General features: G+C 70.5%; 21 protein-coding genes. 12 read left to right on the top strand and 9 right to left on the bottom strand.

Translation table 11 applies throughout. The annotated features are described in order from the left end of the window. Positions 1-107 precede the first annotated feature (107 nt). The 3 genes from cofD (at position 108) to OG226_RS30055 (ending at position 3529) form a co-directional block, all read left to right on the top strand. The gene (gene cofD / locus OG226_RS30065) at positions 108-1067 is read left to right on the top strand and encodes a 2-phospho-L-lactate transferase (RefSeq protein WP_328682884.1); all 960 of its coding nucleotides are present in this window, start codon (positions 108-110) and stop codon (positions 1065-1067) included. Next, positions 1064-2380: a coenzyme F420-0:L-glutamate ligase gene (locus OG226_RS30060; RefSeq protein WP_328682883.1), complete on the top strand. Its 1317-nt coding sequence runs from the start codon at positions 1064-1066 to the stop codon at positions 2378-2380. Before cofD ends, OG226_RS30060 begins: the two co-directional genes overlap by 4 nt. Positions 2381-2521: 141 nt before the next feature. After that, positions 2522-3529: a DNA-3-methyladenine glycosylase family protein gene (locus tag OG226_RS30055; protein WP_329350598.1), complete on the top strand. Its 1008-nt coding sequence runs from the start codon at positions 2522-2524 to the stop codon at positions 3527-3529. Between the two features lie 103 nt (positions 3530-3632). On the opposite strand, the gene OG226_RS30050 is transcribed toward OG226_RS30055, so the two are convergent. Together OG226_RS30050 and OG226_RS30045 are read right to left on the bottom strand one after the other, a co-directional pair. Continuing rightward, the gene (locus OG226_RS30050) at positions 3633-4715 is read right to left on the bottom strand and encodes an NDP-sugar synthase (RefSeq protein WP_328682881.1); all 1083 of its coding nucleotides are present in this window, start codon (positions 4713-4715) and stop codon (positions 3633-3635) included. A 91-nt stretch (positions 4716-4806) separates the two neighbouring features. Continuing rightward, positions 4807-6138: a peptidoglycan recognition protein family protein gene (locus OG226_RS30045; RefSeq protein ID WP_329350596.1), complete on the bottom strand. Its 1332-nt coding sequence runs from the start codon at positions 6136-6138 to the stop codon at positions 4807-4809. A gap of 138 nt (positions 6139-6276) precedes the next feature. Between OG226_RS30045 and OG226_RS30040 the strand changes: the two genes are divergently transcribed. The 4 genes from OG226_RS30040 (at position 6277) to OG226_RS30025 (ending at position 12066) form a co-directional block, all read left to right on the top strand. Next, positions 6277-7020: a TIGR03089 family protein gene (locus OG226_RS30040; RefSeq protein WP_329350595.1), complete on the top strand. Its 744-nt coding sequence runs from the start codon at positions 6277-6279 to the stop codon at positions 7018-7020. 230 nt (positions 7021-7250) lie between these two features. Continuing rightward, positions 7251-8435 carry an LCP family protein gene (locus OG226_RS30035; protein ID WP_328682878.1) on the top strand — a complete coding sequence of 395 codons (1185 nt, stop codon included), beginning with the start codon at positions 7251-7253 and terminating at the stop codon, positions 8433-8435. A 214-nt stretch (positions 8436-8649) separates the two neighbouring features. Further along, complete coding sequence (locus OG226_RS30030) at positions 8650-10377, top strand: LCP family protein (protein ID WP_328682877.1); 1728 nt, start codon at positions 8650-8652, stop codon at positions 10375-10377. Positions 10378-10506: 129 nt separating this feature from the next. Then, complete coding sequence (locus OG226_RS30025) at positions 10507-12066, top strand: LCP family protein (protein ID WP_329350593.1); 1560 nt, start codon at positions 10507-10509, stop codon at positions 12064-12066. 27 nt (positions 12067-12093) lie between these two features. Here OG226_RS30025 and OG226_RS30020 read toward each other — a convergent pair whose 3' ends face one another. Continuing rightward, positions 12094-13143 (bottom strand): glycosyltransferase family 2 protein, encoded by a 1050-nt coding sequence (locus tag OG226_RS30020; protein WP_328682875.1) that lies wholly within the window; start codon positions 13141-13143, stop codon positions 12094-12096. A gap of 126 nt (positions 13144-13269) precedes the next feature. On the opposite strand from OG226_RS30020, the gene OG226_RS30015 reads away from it, so the two are divergent. Next, positions 13270-14727: an LCP family protein gene (locus tag OG226_RS30015; protein WP_329350591.1), complete on the top strand. Its 1458-nt coding sequence runs from the start codon at positions 13270-13272 to the stop codon at positions 14725-14727. Between the two features lie 33 nt (positions 14728-14760). On the opposite strand, the gene OG226_RS30010 is transcribed toward OG226_RS30015, so the two are convergent. Then, complete coding sequence (locus OG226_RS30010; RefSeq protein ID WP_328682873.1) at positions 14761-15285, bottom strand: acyl-CoA thioesterase; 525 nt, start codon at positions 15283-15285, stop codon at positions 14761-14763. Between the two features lie 120 nt (positions 15286-15405). Here OG226_RS30010 and OG226_RS30005 point away from each other — a divergent pair, with 120 nt between their 5' ends. Further along, complete coding sequence (locus OG226_RS30005; protein WP_328682872.1) at positions 15406-16701, top strand: LCP family protein; 1296 nt, start codon at positions 15406-15408, stop codon at positions 16699-16701. Between the two features lie 22 nt (positions 16702-16723). On the opposite strand, the gene OG226_RS30000 is transcribed toward OG226_RS30005, so the two are convergent. After that, positions 16724-17557, bottom strand: a complete 834-nt coding sequence (locus tag OG226_RS30000) for a class I SAM-dependent methyltransferase (RefSeq protein ID WP_329350590.1) — start codon at positions 17555-17557, stop codon at positions 16724-16726. 87 nt (positions 17558-17644) lie between these two features. Further along, entirely contained in the window at positions 17645-18802 is a 1158-nt protein-coding gene (locus tag OG226_RS29995) for an acyl-CoA dehydrogenase (protein ID WP_328682870.1), read from the bottom strand. 178 nt (positions 18803-18980) lie between these two features. Between OG226_RS29995 and OG226_RS29990 the strand changes: the two genes are divergently transcribed. After that, positions 18981-20324 carry a UDP-glucose dehydrogenase family protein gene (locus OG226_RS29990; RefSeq protein WP_329350588.1) on the top strand — a complete coding sequence of 448 codons (1344 nt, stop codon included), beginning with the start codon at positions 18981-18983 and terminating at the stop codon, positions 20322-20324. Positions 20325-20451: 127 nt separating this feature from the next. Here OG226_RS29990 and OG226_RS29985 read toward each other — a convergent pair whose 3' ends face one another. Continuing rightward, positions 20452-20952 carry a CGNR zinc finger domain-containing protein gene (locus tag OG226_RS29985; protein WP_329350587.1) on the bottom strand — a complete coding sequence of 167 codons (501 nt, stop codon included), beginning with the start codon at positions 20950-20952 and terminating at the stop codon, positions 20452-20454. 101 nt (positions 20953-21053) lie between these two features. On the opposite strand from OG226_RS29985, the gene OG226_RS29980 reads away from it, so the two are divergent. Together OG226_RS29980 and OG226_RS29975 are read left to right on the top strand one after the other, a co-directional pair. Further along, a complete protein-coding gene (locus tag OG226_RS29980) occupies positions 21054-21419 on the top strand; it encodes a VOC family protein (protein WP_328682867.1) in 366 nt (121 codons plus the stop codon). A gap of 43 nt (positions 21420-21462) precedes the next feature. Beyond that, positions 21463-21846, top strand: a complete 384-nt coding sequence (locus tag OG226_RS29975; RefSeq protein WP_328682866.1) for a VOC family protein — start codon at positions 21463-21465, stop codon at positions 21844-21846. A 10-nt stretch (positions 21847-21856) separates the two neighbouring features. On the opposite strand, the gene OG226_RS29970 is transcribed toward OG226_RS29975, so the two are convergent. Continuing rightward, positions 21857-22999, bottom strand: a complete 1143-nt coding sequence (locus tag OG226_RS29970) for a dipeptidase (RefSeq protein ID WP_328682865.1) — start codon at positions 22997-22999, stop codon at positions 21857-21859. Between the two features lie 119 nt (positions 23000-23118). After that, positions 23119-24297, bottom strand: a complete 1179-nt coding sequence (locus tag OG226_RS29965) for a dipeptidase (protein WP_328682864.1) — start codon at positions 24295-24297, stop codon at positions 23119-23121. Positions 24298-24302 lie beyond the last annotated feature (5 nt).

Genomic DNA, 24302 nt, shown 5'->3' with positions numbered 1-24302 from the left:
GCCTGACGCGACGCGGTGACCGCCGGGCGCGCGCTACGACGACCGCCCGGCCCTCGATCCGGCGACTGCCCGCCGCGTTGTCGGACCCGCCTGCAAGACTTGTCCCCATGCGCATTGTGGTTCTGGCAGGCGGTATCGGTGGTGCCCGGTTCCTGCGCGGTCTCAAGCAGGCCGTGCCGGACGCGGACATCACGGTGATCGGCAACACGGGGGACGACATCCACCTCTTCGGGCTGAAGGTCTGCCCGGACCTCGACACGGTGATGTACACGCTCGGCGGCGGCATCAACGAGGAACAGGGCTGGGGTCGGGCCGACGAGACCTTCCACCTCAAGGAGGAGCTCGGGGCGTACGGGGTCGGGCCCGAGTGGTTCGGGCTCGGCGACCGGGACTTCGCGACGCACATCGTGCGGACGCAGATGATCGGCGCCGGCTTCCCGCTGAGCGCGGTCACCGAGGCGCTGTGCGACCGCTGGCAGCCCGGAGTGCGGCTGATCCCCATGACGGACGACCGCGTCGAGACGCATGTCGCCGTCGAGGTGGACGGCGAGCGCAAGGTGATCCACTTCCAGGAGTACTGGGTACGGCTGCGCGCGTCGGTCGCCGCCGTAGCCGTCGTGCCGGTCGGGGCCGAGCAGGCCAAGCCCGCGCCCGGGGTCCTGGAGGCGATCGCGGAGGCGGACGTCATCCTCTTCCCGCCGTCCAACCCGGTCGTCTCCGTCGGCACCATCCTCGCCGTGCCCGGCATCCGGGAGGCGATCGCCGAGGCCGGGGTGCCCGTGATCGGTCTCTCCCCCATCGTCGGGGACGCGCCCGTGCGCGGGATGGCCGACAAGGTGCTCGCGGCGGTGGGCGTGGAGTCCACGGCCACGGCGGTGGCCGAGCACTACGGCTCGGGGCTGCTCGACGGCTGGCTCGTCGACACCGTGGACGCCGCTGCCGTACCGGATGTCGAGGCGGCGGGCATCCGCTGCCGGGCCGTACCGCTGATGATGACCGACACCGAGGCGACCGCGCGGATGGCGCGGGAGGCGCTGGCGTTGGCGGAGGAGGTGCGGGCGGTATGAGCGAGGTGGCGCCGGTGGAGGGGTACCGGGTCTGGGCCGTGCCCGGGATGCCCGAGGTGGCGGCCGGGGACGATCTGGCCAAGCTGATCGCCGCGGCCGAGCCCGGGCTCGTCGACGGGGACGTGCTCCTCGTCACCTCGAAGATCGTGTCCAAGGCGGAGGGTCGGATCGTCGAGGCGGCCGACCGGGAGGCCGCGATCGACGCCGAGACCGTACGGGTCGTCGCGCGGCGCGGGGCCCTGCGGATCGTGGAGAACCGGCAGGGGCTGATCATGGCCGCGGCCGGCGTCGACGCCTCCAACACCCCTGCCGGGACCGTGCTGTTGCTGCCCGAGGACCCGGACGCGTCCGCGCGCGCGATCCGCGACGGGCTGCGGGACGCGCTCGGCGTCGTCGTCGGCGTCGTCGTCACCGACACCTTCGGGCGACCGTGGCGCACGGGGCTCACGGACGTCGCGATCGGCGCCGCCGGGGTGCGCGTGCTGGACGATCTGCGCGGGGGCACGGATGCCTACGGCAATCCGCTGAGCGCGACCGTCGTGGCTACGGCCGACGAACTGGCCGCCGCCGGTGATCTCGTCAAGGGCAAGGCCGCGGGGCTGCCGGTCGCCGTGGTGCGGGGGCTGCCGCATGTCGTGACCGCCGAGGACGACGGGGCGGGGGCGCGGGCCATCGTGCGGGGCGGGCGCGACGACATGTTCCGGCTGGGGACCTCGGAGGCGGTACGGGAGGCGGTGACCCAGCGTCGTACGGTGCGGGCCTTCACGGACGAGCCGGTCGACCCCGGTGCCGTACGGCGGGCCGTGGCCGCGGCCGTGACCGCGCCGGCGCCGCATCACACGACGCCGTGGCGGTTCGTGCTGCTGGAGTCCGCCGAGTCGCGGGGCGCGTTGCTGGATGCGATGCGGGACGCGTGGATCGCGGATCTGCGGCGGGACGGGAAGTCCGAGGAGTCCATCGCGAAGCGGGTGCGGCGCGGAGACGTGTTGCGCGGGGCGCCGTATCTCGTGGTGCCGTGTCTCGTCATGGACGGGGCGCACACGTACGGGGATGTGCGGCGGGACGGGGCGGAGCGGGAGATGTTCGTGGTGGCGGCGGGGGCCGGCGTGCAGAACTTCCTGGTGGCGCTTGCCGGGGAGCGGTTGGGGTCGGCGTGGGTTTCGTCGACGATGTTCTGCCGGGATGTCGTGCGGGGGGTGTTGGGACTGCCCGAGGGGTGGGATCCGATGGGGGCGGTGGCTGTGGGGCACGCGGCGGCGGCGCCTGCCGCTCGGGCTGAGCGGGGTGCGGGGGCGTTTATCGAGGTGCGGTGAATCGCCGTTGGGGGCTGGTGTCCGTTGCGGGTGCGGGTCGCCTGTGGCTGGTCACGCAGTTCCCGCGCCCCTAAAAAGGGGCGCTACGGCCTAGGTTCGTAAGACTCTTCAGGTATCTCACATCACCCCCTGGATCTCACTGTGGCCGGACGCTTCGTTCATCGGCCCACTCGTACGACTGTGCGAGGTGGGGATGTCGTCCTGCCCGGGGGTGTGCCTCGGCAGGGTGTGCAGGCCGGGCGGGTGCGGAGGTGGGTGCCGGACGGGCCGCTCGATCTGGGGCTGGTGCTCGGGCCGTTGCGGCGGGGGCCCGGGGATCCGACGTTCCGGGTGGACGCGGACGGGGCTGTGTGGCGGGCCAGTCTTACGCCCGTGGGGCCGGGGACCTTGCGGGTGTCCGCGCACGGGGGTGAGGTGCGGGGAGAGGCCTGGGGGCCGGGGGCGGAGTGGTTGTTGGAGCGGTTGCCGGAGATGCTTGGCGCCGGTGACGATCCGGAGGCGTTCGTGCCCCGGCATCGGCTTGTGGCGGTGGCTCGGCATCGGCGGCCGGGGTTGCGGTTGACGCGGACCGGGCTGGTGCTGGAGTCGTTGATCCCGTCGGTGCTGGAGCAGAAGGTGACGACCGACGAGGCGTATCGGGCCTGGCGGTTGTTGGTACGGAAGTTCGGGGTGCCGGCGCCCGGTCCTGGTCCTGTGGGCGGGCGGATGTGGGTGATGCCGGCGCCGCGGGCGTGGGCGTTGATCCCGTCGTGGGAGTGGCATCGGGCCGGGGTCGACGACAAGCGGGCCTCGACGATTCTGCGTGCCGTACGGGTTGCCGCGCGGCTTGAGCAGGCGGGGGCGATGTCCGCGGAGGATGCGCGGGCTCGGTTGGAGGTGGTGCCGGGGGTGGGGGTGTGGACGTCCGCGGAGACCGTCCAGCGGAGCCATGGGGCGGCGGATGCGGTGACCGTGGGGGATCTGCATCTGCCGGGGATCGTGGGCTGGGCGTTGGCCGGGGACCGGGACGCGGACGACTCGGTGATGCTGTCGTTGCTGGAGCCGTATGCGGGGCAGCGGCATCGGGCGGTCCGGCTGATTCTGCTGAGCGGGCGGACTCCGGCGAGACGGGCGCCGAAGATGCCACGGGGTGACATCGGGGCGTTGTGAGGTTGTTGTGAGGTGCCGGGGGCTCCAGTTGGCGTCCCTGGTGGCTCCGCCCCCAGCCCCCCTAGACCTATGCCCACCCAGGCACCCCCGGCCCCCGGCCCCCTCACTGATCCGAAGAGAACCGAACCGCCCCCGCCGGAATCCGCGCGTCGCACCACACCCGCATGCCGTCACGGAGTTCGTTGTCGGCGCCGATGATCGCGCCGTCTCCGACGACCGTGCCGGTGAGGACGGAGCGTTCGCCGACTCGGGCCCGGGTGCCGATGAGGGAGTCGGTGATGACGGCGCCCGGTTCGATCACCGCGCCCGGGAGGATCGTCGAACCGAAGACTCTCGCGCCCTCTGCCACGAAAGCGCCCTCGCCGACCACCGTGCCGCCGGTGAGTTTGGCGTCGGGGGCTACCTGGGCCGTGGGGAGGACTAGGCGGTCGCCGCAGCGGCCCGGGATCGCGGGGGACGGGGCTCGGCCCAGGACCAGGTCCGCCGAGCCTCGGACGAAGGCCGCCGGGGTGCCGAGATCGAGCCAGTACGTCGAGTCCACCAGGCCCTGGAGGTGGGCGCCGGCGGCCAGCAGGTCCGGGAAGGTCTCCCGTTCCACCGACACCGGGCGGCCCGCCGGGATCGTGTCGATGATCGAGCGGCGGAAGACGTACGCGCCCGCGTTGATCTGGTCGGTGACGATCTCCTCGGGGGTCTGGGGCTTCTCCAGGAAGGCCAGGACCCGGCCCGTCCCGTCCGTGGGGACCAGGCCGTAGGCGCGCGGGTCCGTGACCTTGGTGAGGTGGAGGGAGACGTCCGCGCCCGTTGTCTCGTGGGTGCGCACCAGGGCCCTGATGTCCAGGCCCGTCAGGATGTCGCCGTTGAAGATCAGGACCGGTTCGTCGGGACCCGAGTGGAGCCGCGAGGCCACGTTGCGGATCGCGCCGCCCGTGCCGAGGGGCTCGTCCTCCGTGACGTACTCGATGTGGAGGCCGAGGGACGAACCGTCACCGAAGTGCGGTTCGAACACCTCCGCCAGATAGGAGGTGGCCAGGACGATGTGGTCCACGCCCGCCGCTCTCGCTCTCGCCAGCTGATGCGTGAGGAACGGCACCCCCGCCGCCCTGACCATCGGCTTCGGGGTGTGCACCGTGAGCGGGCGCAACCGGGTGCCCTTGCCGCCGACCAGGAGGATCGCTTCTGTCACCTGTCGTCTCTGCTTCCTGCCGGGACCGGCCGAGGTGTCGACTCGGCCGGCCAGTGTGTGCAGACCACGGCCCCCTGTCGGTCCGCCCCGGTCAGCGGCCCTGGTACCGGGCCGACGTGGAACGGGCCGAGCCGAGCTTGCCGTAGAGCTGCCTTCCCGGGCATTCCGTGGCGAACCCGTCCCGATGGCCGGAGATCACATTGAGTCGTACGTTCTTTCCTTTTCGGTAGAGATTGCCACCACCGGACTTCAGGTATGTCTTGCCGCGCGGATTGACCCCGTAGAGCCCGAGCTTCCATGCGGTGAGCTTGGCGATGGCGGTCACTGCCGCCGAGGACGGTTTGGCGCTGCCGAAGGTTCCGAGGACCGCGATCCCCATGCTGTCGGTGTTGAAACCGAGGGTGTGGGCTCCCATGACCGCCTTCGCGACTCCACCGGCGCGGCCCTCGTAGATGGTCCCGCACCTGTCGACGAGGAAGTTGTAGCCGATGTCGCGCCAGCCACTGCTCTTGACGTGGTAGCGGTAGATACCGCGAATGACGGAAGGCGCTTGCGAGCAACGGTAGTTGTTGCCGGTCGCGGTGTGGTGCACGAAGGCCGCCTTGACCTTCTTCGTGTACACGAACCCCTTCTCCCGCAGCTTCTCGTCGGCGCCCCAGCCGTGCCGGGTGACGATCCGCGGGCGCGGGCCGATGTACGGCTGCGCCTTGGCGCCCAGGGCGACCATGTCCCGTTCCGTGGCCTGCCTGCTCAGCGCCGGGAGTTCGGTGGCGGCGAGGCGGGGGGTGGCGGTGCGGTTGGCGGTCGCGGGGCGGGCGCCTGCGGACGGGGCCGGTGCCGCGCCCGGGTCCACCAGTTCCAGGTGCAGGCCGGTGGGGAGGAGGGACGGCTGTTCGTCGGTGTTTCCCACGGTCCGTGTCGCCGCCGTGTTCGCTCTTACTCGTACGTCCACTCCGTCCGAGTCGCCCACCCACAGCGGGGCCGTGGAGCCGTGGACGTGACCCGAGTCGCGTTCGGCGGTGCCGGGGTCGGCGCCGTGGTCCTCGTTGTGGGTGTCGATGTCCTGCCAGCCGGACCACGTGCCGGTGCCGGTGGCCCGGGTGCGGACCTGGACCTGGCCGCGCAGTTCGGTGTCGGGGTCGGACCAGGTGACGCCGACGAGGGAGAAACGGTGGACGCCGGCGCGGGTCAGGCCCTGTTCGGGGGCCGCGCCCAGGGTGCGGTCGCGGGTACGGGGGGTGAGGGGCAGCGACTGGGTGCTGCCGGGGAGGTCCGGTGCGGCGGTCGTCGACGCGGTTCTCGCGCCGCTCGTCGACCGCGCCGCCGATGCCGGTGCCGGCGCCGCGGACGCGGGCAGGGTGAGCGGGAGGGCCAGTGCGGCCGCGCAGGTGACGCCGATCGAGGAAGCAAGGAATCCACGCATGCCCCTGATTCTGAACATAGCCATACATATCCGCCCATCCGGGAATTGACGGACCGTCGGCTGCCGTTCGTCCGAACCGGTGGTACGGCGCCGGACGCGGGGGCGTGCCGCGGCGGGCGCCCGCGTACGCTTGCGCGGGTGAACGCCACCGATCGCACCCCTGCCGACCTGCTGCGTTCCGCGCTCGCCGCGGATCCCGGCCGCCCCCTGGTGACCTTCTACGACGACGCCACGGGGGAACGTGTCGAATTGTCCGTGGCCACCTTCGCCAATTGGGTGGCCAAGACCGCGAATCTCCTTCAGGGGGATCTCGGTGCCGGGCCCGGTGACCGGGTCTCGGTGCTGTTGCCGGCGCACTGGCAGACGGCGGTGTGGTTGCTGGCGTGTTCGTCCGTGGGGGTTGTCGCTGACGTGGGGGGCGATCCCTCCGGGGCCGATGTGGTGGTCAGTGGGCCGGAGTCCTTGGAAGCGGCACGCGCCTGCGGCGGGGAGCGGGTCGCTCTTGCCCTGCGCCCGCTCGGGGGGCGGTTTCCGCAGACTCCGGCCGGGTTTGTCGACTATGCCGTCGAGGTGCCGGGGCAGGGGGATCGGTTCGTGGCGTTCTCACCGGTCGATCCTGGGGAGCCCGCTCTGGTCGTGGGTGGGAGCGAGTTCACGGGGGCCGAGGTTGTCGAGCGGGCTGTTGCCGACGGGGGTGTGGATGCGGGGGGCCGGGTGTTGTCGGGGCTGTCGTACGACACGTGGGACGGGTTGAGCGCGGGGTTGTACGCGCCGCTTGCCTCCGGAGGGTCCGTGGTCCTGTGTCGGAACCTGGCGGAGTTGAGTGAGGAATCGCTGGCGAAGCGGGTGGAGAGTGAGCGGGTGACCGTTTCGCGCCTCTGAAAGGGGGTGGTGACGGTTGTTGGGCGAGTTTCGGCCGGTGGGGGCTGGTCGCGCCCACGCGGCGGAGCCGCCAATCGATACAGCCCCGCGCCCCTGAAAGCAGGAAGCACCGGTCACCCGAATGGGTCAGCAACGCCCGCCTCCCCCACCCCATCCACGCCATGGTCGTAAGAGCAGAACCGCACGCAGGACCACGCGCTCTTACTCAGCCATGAGGGGTGGAACCGCACGTGTTCGACGACACCGCAGGAGGCGTTCTCGGGCCGGGTGCGGGGGCTTCCGCTTCCGGGCCGGGGCTCGTACGACGGCGGCGTCGGCGGTGGGTGCGGTGGGTCGGGGCCGGGGTGGGAGTGGTCGTCGTAGGGGCCGCCGGGGTCGGATGGGGTGTCTACGCCAAGCTCGACTCGAACATCACGCCCGACGACGCCGCCGCCGCCGAGCTCGCCCGGTACGAGAAGGAACGGCCCACCGCCCTCGTGAAGGGGGCGCAGAACATTCTGCTGATCGGGTCCGACTCGCGGTCGGGGGACGGGAACGCGGAGTACGGGCGGGACTCGGGGACCGAGCGGTCGGACACGACGATCCTGTTGCATCTGGCGGCGGACCGGCGCAGCGCCACCGCCGTGTCGTTGCCGCGGGACCTGATGGTCGATGTGCCGGGGTGTCTGCGGCCGGACGGGACGCGGACCGAGCCGATGTTCGCGATGTTCAACTACGCGTTCCAGGTGGGTGGTTCGGGGTGCACGATCCGGACCGTGGAGAAGCTGACGAACGTGCGGATCGACCATCACATGGTGGTGGACTTCCATGGGTTCAAGGACATGGTCGACGCCGTGGACGGGGTGGACGTCTGTCTGAAGGCTCCTATCCGGGACAAGGCCGCCAAGTTGAGGCTGCCCGCGGGCCGGGTCACCCTCGACGGGGAGCAGGCGCTCGGGTATGTGCGGGCCCGGAAGTCGCTCGGGAACGGCAGCGACACCGATCGGATGGACCGTCAGCAGGGGTTTCTGGGGGCACTCGTCAACAAGGTGCAGAGCGACGACGTGCTGTTCAATCCGGTGAAGTTGTATCCCGTGCTGGACGCGGCCACCTCGTCACTCACCACCGATCCGGAATTGGCGAATCTGCGCGGTTTGTACGAACTGGTGCGCGGGCTGCGGAACATCCCCACCGAACATGTGCAATTCCTCACCGTTCCGCGGGAGTCGTACATTTACAACGCGAATCGCGACCAGCTCGTGGAGCCCGAGGCCGAAAAGCTGTTCGCCCGGCTCCGGGCGGACGCGGCCGTCGCCGTGACGCGGCAGGTTCCGCAGGATTCCGTGGCAAACGCCCGTAATACGGCGCCCAGTTCAGGAGTCTCGCCCGCGCCCACGTTTCGCGGGAACACCGCCGCCGAGGACACCTGCGGGTAAAGCGATCGCCAGGCAGACGAACTTTTGTTCCGAAAAATAGGACGGATTGACCGGTTGTAGGGACGTGGAATTTGTCACCACAGTCACTTGACGCTCAACTGGACGGATAGTGTGAGCGATCCGGTGTGCTGTGTGCTTGCGCACCGGATGAACGAGACCCGAGCGCCTGGAGGGGGAAGGCGCCGCGTGGCCCCGACGGAGGATTCGGTAAACCGTGGACGCGCAAGGCCGTGGGCGGGCGGGCGACATCGACCCCGCAGACCAGTGGGTACTCAATCCGAACACTGGTGAATACGAACTGCGACTGACTCCTTCCACACCGCAGTCAGCGGTGCCGGGGCCCCGTAGAGCCACTGCGCAGAACCGCAGTGTGGCGGCGCCGGAGCGGGAGACGGTCCCGAAGAGTCCCGAGCGTGAGGTGCCGTCGCCGCGCAGACGGCGGGGCGCGCCCGAGGAGCCACCGGCGCGGCGCGGGCGCCGGCCGGTGAAGAAGAAGGCCAAGGGCAAGAAGATCCTGATGTGGACCGGCGGCGGTCTGGCCTTCGTGCTGGTCGCCGTCTCCGCGGCCGGATATCTCTACATCAAGCACCTCAACGACAACATCACGTCCGTCTCCGACGACGGCGCCAGCACCGGTGGCTTCAGCAAGGGCAAGGCCATCAACCTGCTGGTCATCGGCACCGACAAGCGCACCGGCTCGGGCAACGAGGGCTACGGCGACGCGGGCAGCGTCGGCCACGCGGACACCACGATCCTGCTGCACGTGTCCAAGGACCGCTCGAACGCGACCGCGCTGAGCATCCCCCGTGACCTGATCACCGACGTCCCGGACTGCCAGACCGCGCAGTCGGACGGCACGACCAAGGTCATCCCGGGCACGACGAGCGTCCGTTTCAACACCAGCCTCGGCCAGGACGGCCGTACGGCGAGCTGCACCGTGCGGACGGTCACCGAGCTGACCGGGATCCAGCCCGACGACTTCATGGTGGCCGACTTCAACGCCGTGAAGACGCTGACCGACGCGGTCGGCGGGGTCGAGGTCTGTCTGGCCAAGAACATCGACGACGCCGACTCGCATCTGAAGCTGTCCAAGGGCACGCACAACCTCTCGGGCGAGCAGGCGCTGGCCTTCGTGCGGACCCGGCACTCGGTCGGCTTCGGCGGTGACCTCAGCCGGATCACGCTGCAGCAGCAGTTCCTCAGCGCGCTGATGCGGAAGCTGAAGTCCAACTCCACGCTCACCAGCCCCGAGAAGATGCTGAAGCTGGCCGAGGCCGGCACCAAGGCGCTGACCGTCGACGACAACCTCGACACCATCGGCAAGCTGAAGGACCTCGGTCTGGAGCTGGGCAAGCTCAACCCGAAGAACCTGACCTTCACCACCGTGCCGGTCGTCGACAACCCGGCGGAGAAGACCCCGGTGACGGTCGTCCTCAACAACACGACCGCCCCGCAGGTCTTCTCGTTGATCAAGAGCGACACCTCCTTCACCGCGGTCAAGCAGCAGGCGGCGAAGGAGAAGGCCGCCGTGGCCGCCCGGCTCAAGGGCACCAAGTCCGCCGCCTCCGCGGTGCGGGTGCGGATCCTCAACGGAGGGGCCGTCGCCGGCAGCGCACAGGAAACTCTTACGTGGCTGCAGAATGATGAGGGCGTGCTCAAGTCCGAGAACGCGGGCAACGCTCCGGCGGCGCTCGCGAAGACGACCCTTGAGTACGCACCCGACCAGGCGGACCAGGCTCGACGGCTCGCCGCCATCATGGGTCTCTCGGGGTCCGCGTTGAAGCCGGGCAAGAGTGTGCAGAACTCCCAGGGACTGCCGGCGATGACGCTGACCCTGGGCAAGGACTTCAAGGGAGCCGGCGTCCCGCTCACCTCGACAGCGGGGTCGACGCCGGAGGGGGTCCAGAAGTCCACGGCGGACAAGGTTGAGTGCGCCAAGTAAGTGACCACACGGGTCCGTTCCGCGTCTAACAGGGCGCGGGGCGGACCCGTGCGTCAGGGCGCGTCGTGGAGGGGTGGGGACTTGACTCGGAGCAGCGTGCGTGGGGAGGTGCCGGCGGTTGAGGACACGATGTCGCTCACGTCGGCGGACGGAAAGAGACCGGCGGCCGGGAAGGGACCGTCGGACGGGGGCAGACCCAGGGGTCGTAGCCGACGGGCGTTGCGCTGGTCGGCGAGTGTCCTCGTGCTGGTCATACTCGGGACGGCCGGCGCCGGATTCCTGTACTACCAGCACCTCAACCACAACATAAAGAAAGACCCCCTGAACATCGGGGACGAGAAGGACCGGGCGGCCGAGTCCAGGGCCAACGCGGCCGGGCAGAAGCCGCTGAACATCCTGCTGATCGGTTCGGACGCGCGGGACTCCGCGGAGAACCAGAAACTCGGCGGCGCCAAGGACACGTTCGACACCCCGGCCCGTGCCGACGTCCAGATGCTGCTCCACGTCTCGGCGGACCGCAGCAACATGTCGGTCGTGAGCATGCCGCGCGACACGTTGACGGACATTCCCAAGTGCACGGACCCGGACACCGGCAAGGCGTACGCGGCCGAGACGGACGTCATCACGAACGACTCGCTGGGCCGCGGCGGCCCCGGGTGCACGGTGGCGACCTGGGAGAAGCTGACCGACATCCACATCGACCACTTCATGATGGTCGACTTCGCGGGTGTGGTGTCGATGGCGGACGCGATCGGCGGGGTGCCGGTCTGTGTGGACGCCAACATCTACTCGCACACCTCCTCCGGCAAGGGCTCCGGCCTGAAGCTGAAGAAGGGCACCACCGCGGTGAAGGGCACGCAGGCCCTGCAGTGGCTGCGGACGCGTTACGGCTTCGAGGACGACACCGACATCGCCCGGACCAAGGCGCAGCACCAGTACATGAACTCGATGGTCCGGCAGTTGCGGGAGAACGCGACGCTCAGCAATCCGACGAAGCTGCGCAGCCTCGCCGAGACGGCCACCAAGGCGCTCACGGTCGACAACGGCCTCGGGACCGTGGCCAAGCTGTACGACCTGAGCAAGGAGCTGAAGAAGGTTCCGACGGGCCGGATCACCATGACGACGATGCCGTGGGAGTACTCGGGCAGCAGCGGCCGGGTGGTGCCCAGGACGACCGACGCCGACCAGCTGTTCCGGCTGGTCCGTGAGGACATCGCGCTGGACGGCAAGGACAAGAAGAAGACGACGCCGGCGAAGGCGTCCACCGACCCGGCCGCCGCCGACGACAAGATCGCCGTACAGGTCGAGAACGGCACCCGTACCGACACGACGGGCGCGGTCCGCGGCCGGGCCACCTCGATCGCCCACCTCCTCGTCGGCAAGGGCTTCAAGGAGGCGGTCGCCGACTCCTCGACGACCCCCAGCGAGGCCACCACGCTCGTCCGCTACCCGAGCGCCGACCTGGAGGGCGACGCCCAACGGGTCGCCAAGGCCCTCGGCATCCCGACGAGCGCGGTGAAGAAGTCCACGAGCGTCTCCGGCGTCACCCTGGTCGTCGGCGCGGACTGGACCACCGGCACCAAGTACAAGGCCCCGACCGAGGACGACAAAACCCCGACCTCGGCGGACGCCCTCAACGGCTCGGACACGACGGCGTGCATGCACGTCGACCCGAACTACGTCTGGTAGCAGTCCGGGTCGTCGGTGTGGCGGTGCTCAGCTGCTGGTCGAGCTGAGCACCGCGGGCCGCCGGGACGCGATCACCCTGCGGGCGAGGGACTTGGGGCTGGTGAGGAAGCCGTAGCCCCAGGACATGTGCATGGTGGCGAGGGCCAGCGGGATCTGGAGGCGGGCCCTCAGGGAGAGGCCCTTGCCTGCGGGGAGGGAGCCGAGGGTGATGGCCGCGAGGTAGCCGGCGGGAATCAGGAAGGCCCAGGGCGTCAGGGCCGCGCCGACCACGATGCCCGCCGCGATCGCGCAGACCGCCGTCGGCGGGGCGAGGTAACGGAGGTTGATGGAGCCCTCGTGGTAGCGGGCGACGACGTGGCGCCAGCGGCCGTAGTCCTTGTACTGCTTGGCGAGGGCCTTCACCGACGGGCGGGGGCGGTACGAGACCCGGAGTTCGGGCGAGAACCAGATCAGGCCGCCCGCCTCGCGGATCCGGAAGTTCAGCTCCCAGTCCTGGGCGCGGATGAACTCCTCGTTGTAGCCGCCCTGTTGCTCCAGCGCCTCGCGGCGGAACACCCCGAGGTAGACCGTCTCGGCGGAGCCCGCTTCCCCTCCCGTGTGGAAGGCCGCGTTGCCCACGCCGATCTTCGAGGTCATCGCGGCGGCGACCGCGTCCTCCCAGGCGTTCTCGCCCTCGGCGTGCATGATGCCGCCGACGTTCCGCGCGCCGGTCTCCTCCAGGAGCCGTACGGCGGTGGCGATGTAGTTCGGCGAGAGGATGCCGTGGCCGTCGACGCGGACGACGATCGGATGGCGGGAGGCCTTGATCGCGGCGTTGAGGGCGGCGGGCGTGCGACCGGTCGGGTTCGGGACGGTGTGCACGCGCTTGTTCTCGGAAGTCGCGGTTTCGGCGACGAGCTCGGCCGCGATCTCCTCCGTACGGTCCTTCGAGGGACCGATGGCGATCACGACCTCCATCTCGCCGTCGTACTCCTGAGCAAGGATCGCTTGGACGGCTCCGCGCAGATGCCGCTCCTCGTCGAGGACGGGCATGATCACAGAAACGGCGGGGAGTCGCACGTCGGGCTTGGCGTTCATAGGGGGCTCACGTTACCGCGAACGGGGGACACGGACGCGCCCCGCCCGGGCGTCTGCCGTCGTATCAGATCGTATCGGCCTACGGTGCTCAAGATCCCACGTACGGCCCTCGCGGAGGTGTCCCCCATGCCCACGCCGCCCCGCCGCTCCCCCGCCGCCCGTCCCCCTCAGCGGCGCCCACGGCCCCCCGTACGACCGAAGAAGAAGCCCCGCTGGGCCATGCGGGCGGCGACCACGCTGTCCGTGGTGGTGCTCGCGTCCGCCGGGATCGGGCACGCGGTGGTCACCAGCCTCGACGCCGACATCGCCCGCGTCGACCCCTTCAAGGACATGAAGAACCGCCCGCGCGCGGGCCACGGCATGAACGTCCTGCTCGTCGGCACCGACGGACGCGACAAGATCACCGAGCAGGAGCGGCGCCAGTACCACCTCGGCGGCGCGCCCTGCCACTGCACCGACACGATCATGATCGTGCACATCTCGGAGGACCGGGAGCGCGCCAGCGTGGTCAGCCTCCCCCGCGACTCCTACGCCGAGACGCCCCCGCACGTCGACCAGACCACCGGCGACCACCACGGCCCGCACCCCATCAAGCTCAACGCGGCGTACGCGGAGGGCGGTCCCAACCTCACCGTCCGGACGGTCGAGTCCATGACCCACGTGAAGATCGACCACTACCTGGAGGTCGACTTCACCAGCTTCATGAAGACGGTCGACGTCCTGGGCGGCGTGAAGATCTGCACCGCCGAGCCGCTCAAGGACTCGTACACGGGTCTCGATCTGCCCGCCGGTTCGCACACCCTGATGGGCGGGCAGGCCCTGCAGTACGTCCGCTCTCGGCACGTCGACGGCGCCTCCGACCTCGGCCGGATGAAGCGCCAGCAGCGTTTCCTCGCGGCGCTGATCGACCAGGCCACCTCCTCCGGGGTGCTGCTGAACCCGCTGAAGTTCCGTGACGTGACCCGCGCGGTGCTCGGCTCGGTCCGCGCGGACAAGGGCTTCGGCACCGATGAACTCCTCGACCTCGGGCGGGCGATGCGCACCTTCTCGCCGTCCTCCTCCGAGTTCACGACGGTCCCGATCGGGCAGATGGGATACGTCGTGAAGGGCATCGGCTCCACCCTGAAGTGGGACGAGCCGAAGGCGGCCAAGCTCTTCCAGGCCCTGCGCGACGACAAGCCCCTGACCGTGCACAAGGCGGCGCACGCCAACGCCGTGAAGGTGGATGTGGCCCCGCAGCAGATCCAGGTCCAGGTGGAGAACGGCACGGCGGCGGGCGGTCTCGGCAAGCGCGTCGACGCGGCGCTCGCGGCGACCGGCTTCCGTACGACGCACCTGCCGACGAGCGCGGCCGATCACGCCGTACGCCGGACGGTCGTGGCCTACGACCCCCGCTGGGACCGTTCCGCGAAGTCCCTCTCCGCCGCGCTGCCCGGGAGTGAGCTGCGCGCGGTGAAGGGGCAGGGGCCGGTGCTGAAGGTGATCGCCGGGAGTGACTTCAAGCAGGTCACGCGGGTGCGGGCGACGGATGTGCAGCAGGGTGAGTTCGGGGTGGTGACCGGGGACGAGGTGGGGTGTTCCTGAAAATGTGACACTCGGGGGGCCGAGTGTCACATTTCAGAAATCGAGGCCCTCCGCCGCCCGCTTCTCGCGCAGTTCCATGATGGCGCGGCGGCGGGCCAGGCGGTGGGTGCGGCGGATCTGGGCCTCCTGGTAGCGGCGCTCGTCGCGCTCCGTCTCCGGGAGGACCGGCGGCACCGCGCGGGGCTTGCCGTCGGCGTCGACAGCGGCGAAGACGAGGTACGCGGAGCCGACCTGGGTGGCGGGGGTCGACTCGTTCCACCGCTCGGCCATGACCCGCACGCCGACCTCCATGGAGCTCCGCCCGGTCCAGTTGACCTGGGCCTTCACATGGACGAGGTCGCCGACCCGGACCGGTTCGAGGAACGCCATCTCGTCCATCGACGCGGTGACGGCCGGTCCGCCGCTGTGCCGCCCGGCGACGGCGCCCGCCGCGTCGTCGACCAGCTTCATGATGACCCCGCCGTGCACCGTGCCCAGCAGGTTCGTGTCGGCGTTCGTCATGATGTGGCTGAGGGTGGTCCGGGAGGCGGACGTCGGCTTGCCCGGCAGGTCTGTCATGGTCGCCACCCTATGCCGGGGTGGACATCTGCGGACTTTGTGTTGGCTTCGCAACAGCCGTGCCCTGATTTTCCTACGACCCTTGTAAACGACATGGCCGCTACCTGCACACTGGGCCCCATGAACGATTGGCCCGAGGGATGGTCCGGCGGCAACCGCGGCAACGAGTACGGACGCGGTAGCGCGAACGCACAGCCGGAGAGCGCACGTGTGATGCGCCAGGTACGACGCGGCCCGCAGGCCCCGCCGTACGGCGCCGGAGTCCCGCCGCAGCCGTCGTACACGGGCGGCCAGGGCTATGACGAGGGCCAGAACGGCTACGGCCAGGGCGGCCACGACAACGACGGGTACGACGGCTACAACACCGGCCAGGTCTACGGCGGTGGCGGGCCGGGCGGACCGCAGGGGCCGGATGGCGGGCGTGGCCCACGCCGGCCGCCGAACTGGCGGCGTCGTATCAAGTGGGGCGCGATCACCCTGGTCACCGTGCTGGTCGTGACCTCCGTGGCGACCTACTTCTGGGCCGATTCCAAGCTGAACCGCGACGTCGACCTGTCGAAGGTGATCGACCGGCCGGAGGCGGGCGACGGCACGAACTACCTGATCGTCGGTTCCGACAGCCGCGAGGGGCTGTCCGCGGCCGAGAAGAAGAAGCTGCACACCGGTTCCGCCGCGGGCAAGCGCACGGACTCGATGATGATCCTGCACGTGGGCGACAGCGGCGACACCCTGGTCTCGCTGCCGCGTGACTCGAACGTCACGATCCCGTCGTACGTGGGATCCAGCTCCGGCAAGACGTACAAGAACACGGGTCGGCAGGAGAAGCTCAACGCGGCGTACGCGGAGGACGGGCCGACGCTGTTGGTGCGGACCGTCGAGTACAACATGGGCCTGCACATCGACCACTACGTCGAGATCGGCTTCAACGGCTTCGCGGACATCGTGGACGCGGTCGGCGGGGTCACCATCGACATCGACAAGGGCTTCAAGGACTCGTACTCGGGCGCCGACTTCAAGGCCGGCAAGCAGACGCTGAACGGCGAGGAGGCGCTGGCCTTCGTCCGTACCCGGCACGCGTTCGCCGCCTCCGACCTCCAGCGCACGAAGAACCAGCAGAAGTTCCTGTCGGCCCTGGCCCACCAGGTGGCGACCCCGGGCACCCTGCTGAACCCCTTCAAGCTCTACCCGACGCTGGGCGCGGGCCTGGACTCGCTGAGCGTCGACAAGGACATGTCGCTCTGGGACCTCGCCTCCATGTTCTGGGCGATGAAGGGCGTCAGCGGCGGCGACGGCACCTCGATGAACATGCCGATCTCCGGCTCCACGGGGGGCAACCTCGTCTGGGACAAGGCGAAGGTCAAGACGCTGGTGAACGAGCTGAACAACGACCAGAAGGTCACGGTCTCCGGCAACTGAGAGACGGGGAGACCGGTAGTCGTCAGGCCCTGCCGCACGCCACCAAGGCGATGTGCGGCAGGGCCAACTCGTCTCCCCCTGCGGCGAATTCACCGGCCAGCCGCTCGTACTCCCGCCTGATCCGTACGACCGTCCCCTCGTCCTGCGAGGTGATGACGATCCCGGCGGTGGCGACACGGGCGGCGGGTCCGTCCCACCACTCGTCGAGGGTGGTGCGGTGGTCCCACTCCAGTTCGTCGGCACCGGCGTCCGTGAAGCCGGCCTCGCGGAGCAGCTCCGCGAATCCGTCCGCCGTACGCGCGAAGTCCTCGGCCGGGTCGAGCCGGGGCAGATCCGCGGGGATCACGGCCCCCGCCGCCGCGAACGCCCGCCCGAACAGCTCCTGCCCGGCGCCCCTCCGAGCACCCCAGAGGGTCAGCGCGACCCGGCCGCCCGGCTTCAGCACGCGGCGCAGTTCGGCGAGGGCGGCGCGGGGGCGGCCGACGTGGTTGACGACGAAGTTGCCTATGGCCGCATCGAACTCGCCGTCGGGGAAGGGCAGTTGGGGCAGCGCGGCGACCCGGGCCGCCACCCCCGCTTCCCGCGCGACCGCCACCATCCCGGCATCGGCGTCCACGGCACCCACCCGTGCGCCCCGCGCCAGCGCGGCCAGGGCCGCCGTACCGGTTCCGGTGCCGACGTCGAGGACGTACGCCCCGGTCTCGATGCCGGCGGCGTCCAGAAGCCGCTCCACGGGGTGCGCGCAGAGCCGGGCGAAGCTCGCCGCGTAGGCGTGGGCGCGGCCGGACCACATGGTGCGTTCGGCGGTGTCGAAGGCGGTCTGTGCCTGGCGCTGGGTCTGTGTCGGGTCGGTCATGGCCGCAGCATGCCCGACGGAACGGCGAGGGCACCCGCCGGGAGACCGGGGGTGCCCTCGCCGATGCTGCTCGTAACTGCTCGTCGGCTACGGCAGGTTGCGCGCCATCACGATGCGCTGGACCTGGTTCGTGCCCTCGTAGATCTGGGTGATCTTGGCGTCGCGCATCATGCGCTCGACCGGGTAGTCACGGGTGTAGCCGTAGCCGCCGAGGAGCTGGACCGCGTCGACGGTGACCTCCATGGCGACGTCCGAGGCGAAGCACTTGGCGGCGGCGCCCTGGAAGGTGAGGTTCTTGTCGCCGCGTTCCGATGCGGCTGCCGCCTGGTAGGTGAGGGCGCGGGCGGCCTCGATCTTCATGGCCATGTCGGCGAGCATGAACTGGATGCCCTGGAAGTCGGCGATCGGCTTGCCGAACTGCTTGCGCTCCTTGACGTAGCCCTTGGCGTAGTCGAGGGCGCCCTGGGCGATGCCGAGGGCCTGGGCCGCGATGGTGATGCGGGTGTGGTCCAGGGTCTTCATCGCGGTGGCGAAGCCGGTGCCCTCGGCGCCGATCATGCGGTCGGCCGGGATGCGGACGTTGTCGAGGTAGACCTCGCGGGTCGGGGAGCCCTTGATGCCGAGCTTCTTCTCCGGGGCGCCGAAGGAGACGCCCTCGTCCGACTTCTCGACGACGAACGCGGAGATGCCCTTGCTGCGCTTCTCGGGGTCCGTCACCGCCATCACCGTGTAGTACTCGGAGACGCCCGCGTTGGTGATCCAGCGCTTCACGCCGTTCAGGACGTAGTGGTCGCCGTCGCGGACCGCCTTCGTCTTCATGCCGGCCGCGTCCGAGCCCGCGTCCGGCTCCGAGAGGGCGTACGAGAACATCGCGTCGCCCTTGGCGAGCGAGGTCATGTAGCGCTTCTTCAGGTCCTCGGAGCCCGAGAGGATCACCGGGAGCGAGCCCAGCTTGTTCACCGCGGGGATGAGGGAGGAGGACGCGCAGACGCGGGCCACCTCCTCGATCACGATGACGGTGGCCAGCGCGTCGGCGCCGGTGCCGCCGTACTCCTCGGGGACGTGGACGGCGTGCAGGTCGTTCGCGACGAGGGCGTCGAGGGCCTCCTGCGGGAAGCGTGACTCCTCGTCCACCGCTGCGGCGTACGGCGCGATCTTCGCCTCGGCCAGTGAACGGATCGCGTCGCGGAGCATGTCGTGCTCCTCCGACGGGCGGTACAGGTCGAAGTCAGCCGATCCGGCCAAGATCTCTCACGCTCCAAGGACGCTGTGATCACAGTGCTAATTACCGTTAAGTAACCCAAATTTTAGGGGCCCGCCCACGGGAGGGATACGTGAGCTTGGCGACAGGGGGAAAGGTGCCCGGTGAGAGCGCCGGTTATGCTCGGGCGCGCATCGCCCCCGTACCCCTTCTGGAGCACTCATGGCCCTCAAGATCACCGTGATCGGCACCGGCTACCTGGGCGCCACGCACGCCGCGGCCATGGCCGAGCTGGGCTACGAGGTGCTGGGTCTGGACGTCGTCCCCGAGAAGATCGAGATGCTCCAACGGGGTGAGGTCCCGATGTACGAACCGGGGCTTGAGGAGCTGTTGCGCAAGCACGTCGCCGGGATAGAGGGTTCCACCGGGCGGCTGCGCTTCACCATGGACTGGGCCGAGGTCGCGGAGTTCGGCGACGTCCACTTCATGTGCACGAACACCCCGCAGAAGCACGGCGAGTACGCCTGCGACATGTCGTACGTCGACCGGGCCTTCGAGCTGCTCGCCCCGCACCTCACGCGCCCCGCGCTGGTCGTCGGCAAGTCCACGGTGCCGGTCGGTTCGGCGGACCGGCTGGCCGCGTATCTGGCCGAGCACGCGCCCGTCGGTGCGGACGCCGAGCTGGCCTGGAACCCGGAGTTCCTGCGCGAGGGCTTCGCCGTCCAGGACACGCTGCACCCGGACCGGATCGTGGTCGGCGTCCGCAGCGAGCGGGCCGAGAAGCTGCTGCGCGAGGTGTACGCGACGCCGATCGCGGCCGGGTCGCCGTTCGTCGTGACGGACTTCCCGACCGCCGAGCTGGTGAAGACGGCCGCGAACTCCTTCCTCGCCACGAAGATCTCCTTCATCAACGCGATGGCCGAGGTCTGCGAGGCCGCGGACGGCGATGTGGTGAAGCTGGCGGAGGCGATCGGGCACGACGAGCGGATCGGGAAGAAGTTCCTGCGGGCCGGGATCGGCTTCGGCGGCGGCTGCCTCCCGAAGGACATCCGGGCGTTCATGGCCCGCGCCGGTGAACTGGGTGCCGACCAGGCGCTGACCTTCCTCCGCGAGATCGACTCCATCAACATGCGCCGCCGCGGCCAGATGGTCGAGATGACCCGCGAGGCCCTCGGCGGCGGCTCCTTCCTCGGCAAACGCGTCGCCGTCCTCGGCGCGACCTTCAAGCCGGACTCCGACGACGTACGCGACTCCCCCGCGCTGAACGTCGCCGGCCAGATACACCTCCAGGGCGGCCAGGTCACGGTCTACGACCCGAAGGGCATGCCCAACGCCCTACGGCTGTTCCCGACCCTGGGCTACGCCGACACCGCCATCGAGGCCGTACGCGGCGCCGACGTCGTCCTCCACCTCACGGAGTGGCGCGAGTTCCGCGAACTGGACCCGGCGACCCTCGGCGAGGCCGTACGCGCCCGCGTGGTCCTGGACGGGCGCAACGCGCTCGACCCGGCGCTGTGGCGCAAGGCGGGGTGGACGTTCCGGGCGATGGGGCGTCCCACGGCATAGGCGGCAGCCCGCAGCCGGACGACGCCGGTCCGGCCGAGGCTCAGTCGGCCGGACCGGCGTCTGGCTGCATTCTGCACCACTGGGCCGAGCTGGGCGTCGGGACCGCTCAAGTCGCCTTCCGCTAGGGCTACTTGGCGCGGTAGCGGCGCATCTTCGCGCGCGAACCACAGACCGCCATCGAGCACCAGCGCCCCCGGCCGGCCGGGCTGCGGTCGTAGTACGCCCAGTGACAGGTCGGGGCCTCGCAGGCCTTGAGGCGGGGCCAGGTGCCCGCGACGAGGGACCCGGCGATCGCGGCTGCCACGCGGGAGAGCAGCGGGTCCGCGTCGGCGGGGGCGAGGCGGGCGGAGCCGTCGCGGGCGTCGAGTTCGATCAACAGCGGGGCCCGTGCGAGGAGTTCACCGAGCGGGGTCACGTCCTGGTGCGCGGGGTGGCCCGCGTGGGCCAGCAGCGTGGCGCGCAGGGACTCGCGGAGTTCGCGGGCGTGCGGGACCTGGTGCGCGGTGAGTCCGAAGGGTGTCCGGCCGTCCTCCGTGTCGAGCGCGTCGGCCCCCGCCTCGATGTCCAGCGTGTTCACCAGGGCCTCGATCAGGGCCAGGTCGCCGGGGGCGGGACCTCGTTCACTCATGGCTGCGACCGCTTCATGCTTGCGACGTTACCTCCCATGCGGGAGCATGCAGTAACCGTTACTGCTTGACGGTATATACAGGTAACCCGAAGGAGTCCGTCATGGCCATCGCCGAGCTGGGTGCCGTCGTCCTGGACTGTCCCGATCCGCGCGCGCTCGCCGCCTTCTACGCCGGGATCCTGGGCGGCACCGTCGAGGACGAGGACGGCGGCGAGTGGGTGGACCTGAAGCTGCCGGGCGGGCGGACGCTGGCGTTCCAGGAGGCCCCCGGGCACACACCGCCGGAGTGGCCCGCGCCCGGCGGCTCCCAGCAGTTCCATCTCGACCTGACCGTCACGGACCTGGACGCGGCCGAGAAGGACGTACTGGCGCTGGGCGCGACGCCGCTGGACACCGAGGACCGCTCGCGCGCGTGGCGGGTGTACGCCGACCCGGCGGGGCACCCGTTCTGTCTTTGCGCCTGCTGAGACCGCCGACACAGCCCACACAGCCGACACCAGGGAGATCACCATGACCGCCGTGGCACGTTTCCGTTCCACCGTGCTCGACTGCCCCGACCCGCTCGCGCTCGCCGAGTTCTACGCCGGGATCCTCGGCGGCACACCCCACGTCGCCCACGACGAGTGGGTCGTACTCGACATCCCGGACGGGCCGCGGCTCGCCTTCCAGCGGGTGACGGACTACACCCCGCCGGAGTGGCCGCGCGCGGACCGGCCGCAGCAGCTCCATCTCGACTTCGACTCCGGGCCCACCTGGGAGGAACTGGAGGTCGCGGAGGCGAAGGCGCTGGCGCTCGGCGCGCGGCCGTTGCACCAGGAGGACAAGGAGGACTTCCGGGTGTACGCCGATCCGGCAGGGCATCCCTTCTGCCTCTGCCGGATCGACCACCCGTAGGTCCTGTGCGCTACCCGTCCAGCTCGGCGATCTTCGCCGTCGACGGCTCGCGGCGCTGCTGCGCGGCGCGGGCCGTGAAGTCGGCGCTGCGCAGGGCGCGTTGGACGTTGCCCCAGCTGAGCAGGGCGAGGTCGGGCTCGGACCAGCCGCGGTGCAGGAGCTCGGCGATGAGGTTCGGATAGCAGGAGGCGTCGGCGAGGTCCTGCGGGTGGGCCGTACCGGCGTCGTACGTGCCGGACAGGGCGACGCACTCGCGGCCCGCGACCTCGTGGACGTGGTCGAGGTGGTCGGCGACGTCCCGGACGGACGGCCCGGTCTGCTCGGCGGTGAGCGGCACCATGCACAGGCCCTTGGCGGCACCGACCGCGGCGAGGAGTTCGTCGGAGAGGTTCGCCGGGTGCGGGCGGAGCGTGCGGGCGGCGGAACGGGTGAACAGCACCGGTGCCTTCGAGACCGCCAGCGCGCGGCGGATCGTGCCGTCGGAGGCGCCGGAGAGGTCGGCGAGCACGCCGAGCCGGTTCATCTCGCGCACGACCTCCTCGCCGAACCGGGTCAGCCCGGCCTCGCTCGCCCAGGACACCCCGGACAGCGTGAGGACCCGTAGACCCAGCGCGTGCAGGGAGCGCAGGATGCCCAGGGAGTCGCCGAGCGCGGCGGCTCCGGCGGGGCCCAGCAGCACGGCGATACGGCCGCAGTGGCGCACGTCGGTGGTCTCCCCGGCGGTGTACGCCAGGCGCAGGCCCTCGGGGTGGGCGCGGACCACCGTGTTGACCAGATCCAGCTGCTCCAGGGTGGCGCCGACCGCCCGGTCCCCGGCAAGGCCCTCGGGCAGGTGCAGCGACCAGAACAGCGCGCCGACATGCCCCTCGCGCAGCCGCGGCACATCGGTGTCCACCGAACTCTCCCCCAGCTCCAGGTCGAACCACGGCAGATGCCGCAGCGCCCACGGCAGCCCGCTGTAGCCGTCCGCGACCGGGTGCGCGGCGAGGATGGCGTGCGCGCGCTCCAGCGGGGCGGCGGCCGGGTCGGAGACGGGGTCGTACGGTTCCGCGGTGTCCGGCGGGAACGGCCCACCGGGAAAGGGCTCGTGGACCAAGTCGTCGAGCTCGCCGACCTCGGTCGGCGCGTGCAGTTGGTCCTGGAGGTCGGCCATGGCGGGCTCCGTACGTCGTTACGGCAGTACGGTCACCGTCGCACGCCCGCGAGGGGGCCACCTGGTGGGCGGGGCGTTCGGGGTACGGCGCGGGAGTGGGCGCTCCCGCGCCGCGCCGGTCAGCCGTCCAGCGACTCGATCGTCGCGTTCGACGGCCCCCGCGTCGCCCGGATCCCGCGCGCCACGTCCTCGGCCGCGCCCAGCACCCGTACCGCGTTCTTCCAGGTCAGCTTGGCGAGGTCGGCCTCGGACCAGCCGCGGTCCAGCAGTTCCGCGATGAGGTTCGGGTAGCCGGAGACGTCGTTCAGGCCGTCCGGGGTGAAGGCCGTGCCGTCGTAGTCGCCGCCGATGCCCAGGTGGTCGACGCCGGCGACCTCGCGCATGTGGTCGAGGTGGTCGGCGACCGTGGAGACCGTGGCGACGGGGCGCGGGTGGAGTTCCTCGAAGGCGCGGTGCACCTTCATCGCCTCCTCCGTGGTCTCCAGGTGGTGCAGGCCGCGCGCCCGCATGTTGTCGTCGGCCGCGGCCGTCCAGTCCACGGCGGCCTGGAGCACGAACTTCGGCACGAACGTCACCATCGCCATGCCGCCGTTGCCCGGCAGTCGCTCCAGCACGTCGTCGGGGATGTTGCGCGGGTGGTCGCAGACGGCCCGCGACGACGAGTGGGAGAAGATCACCGGAGCCGTCGACGTGTCCAGCGCGGCGCGCATCGTCGTCGCCGCCACGTGCGAGAGGTCGACGAGCATGCCCTCGCGGTTCATCTCCCGCACGACCTCGCGCCCGAACGCCGACAGTCCGCCGACCCCCGGCTCGTCCGTCGCCGAGTCCGCCCACGCCACGTTGTCGTTGTGGGTGAGCGTCATGTAACGGACGCCGAGCGCGTACAACCCCCGCAGCGTGCCGAGGGAGTTGGCGATCGAATGCCCGCCCTCCGCCCCCATGAGGGAGGCGATACGGCCCTCCCCGCGCGCCGACTCCATGTCCGCGGCGGTCAGCGCGGGCGCCAGGTCCCGCGGGTAGCGCGCGAGCAACTGCCGTACGCAGTCGATCTGTTCGAGCGTCATCGACACCGGGTCGGGCAGGTCCGAGCGCACGTACACCGACCAGTACTGCGCACCGACGCCACCCTCGCGCAGGCGCGGGATGTCGGTGTGCAGATGGGCGTTCTGCGCTACGGCGATGTCGCGGGCGTCGAGGTCGTAGGTGACCTGCTTGCGCAGCGCCCAGGGCAGGTCGTTGTGCCCGTCGACGACCGGGAACTCACGGAGCAGTTCCCGGGCCCGGTCCAGTGACGTCATCCCCG

It is taken from the genome of Streptomyces sp. NBC_01261 (assembly GCF_036226385.1).
In the GTDB taxonomy this organism is placed as follows: domain Bacteria; phylum Actinomycetota; class Actinomycetes; order Streptomycetales; family Streptomycetaceae; genus Streptomyces.
Note: the sequence above shows the minus strand (reverse complement) of the source record. Positions and strands in the feature narration are given on the sequence as shown.

Coding starts and splice junctions, on each gene's coding strand:
- OG226_RS30005 (WP_328682872.1), top strand. CDS start 15,406: ATGAACGATTGGCCCGAGGGATGGTCCGGCGGCAACCGCGGCAACGAG.
- OG226_RS30015 (WP_329350591.1), top strand. CDS start 13,270: ATGCCCACGCCGCCCCGCCGCTCCCCCGCCGCCCGTCCCCCTCAGCGG.
- OG226_RS30010 (WP_328682873.1), bottom strand. CDS start 15,285: ATGACAGACCTGCCGGGCAAGCCGACGTCCGCCTCCCGGACCACCCTC.
- OG226_RS29980 (WP_328682867.1), top strand. CDS start 21,054: ATGGCCATCGCCGAGCTGGGTGCCGTCGTCCTGGACTGTCCCGATCCG.
- OG226_RS29990 (WP_329350588.1), top strand. CDS start 18,981: ATGGCCCTCAAGATCACCGTGATCGGCACCGGCTACCTGGGCGCCACG.
- OG226_RS30045 (WP_329350596.1), bottom strand. CDS start 6,138: ATGCGTGGATTCCTTGCTTCCTCGATCGGCGTCACCTGCGCGGCCGCA.
- cofD (WP_328682884.1), top strand. CDS start 108: ATGCGCATTGTGGTTCTGGCAGGCGGTATCGGTGGTGCCCGGTTCCTG.
- OG226_RS29965 (WP_328682864.1), bottom strand. CDS start 24,297: ATGACGTCACTGGACCGGGCCCGGGAACTGCTCCGTGAGTTCCCGGTC.
- OG226_RS30000 (WP_329350590.1), bottom strand. CDS start 17,557: ATGACCGACCCGACACAGACCCAGCGCCAGGCACAGACCGCCTTCGAC.
- OG226_RS30020 (WP_328682875.1), bottom strand. CDS start 13,143: ATGAACGCCAAGCCCGACGTGCGACTCCCCGCCGTTTCTGTGATCATG.
- OG226_RS29970 (WP_328682865.1), bottom strand. CDS start 22,999: ATGGCCGACCTCCAGGACCAACTGCACGCGCCGACCGAGGTCGGCGAG.
- OG226_RS30025 (WP_329350593.1), top strand. CDS start 10,507: ATGTCGCTCACGTCGGCGGACGGAAAGAGACCGGCGGCCGGGAAGGGA.
- OG226_RS29985 (WP_329350587.1), bottom strand. CDS start 20,952: ATGAGTGAACGAGGTCCCGCCCCCGGCGACCTGGCCCTGATCGAGGCC.
- OG226_RS29975 (WP_328682866.1), top strand. CDS start 21,463: ATGACCGCCGTGGCACGTTTCCGTTCCACCGTGCTCGACTGCCCCGAC.
- OG226_RS30060 (WP_328682883.1), top strand. CDS start 1,064: ATGAGCGAGGTGGCGCCGGTGGAGGGGTACCGGGTCTGGGCCGTGCCC.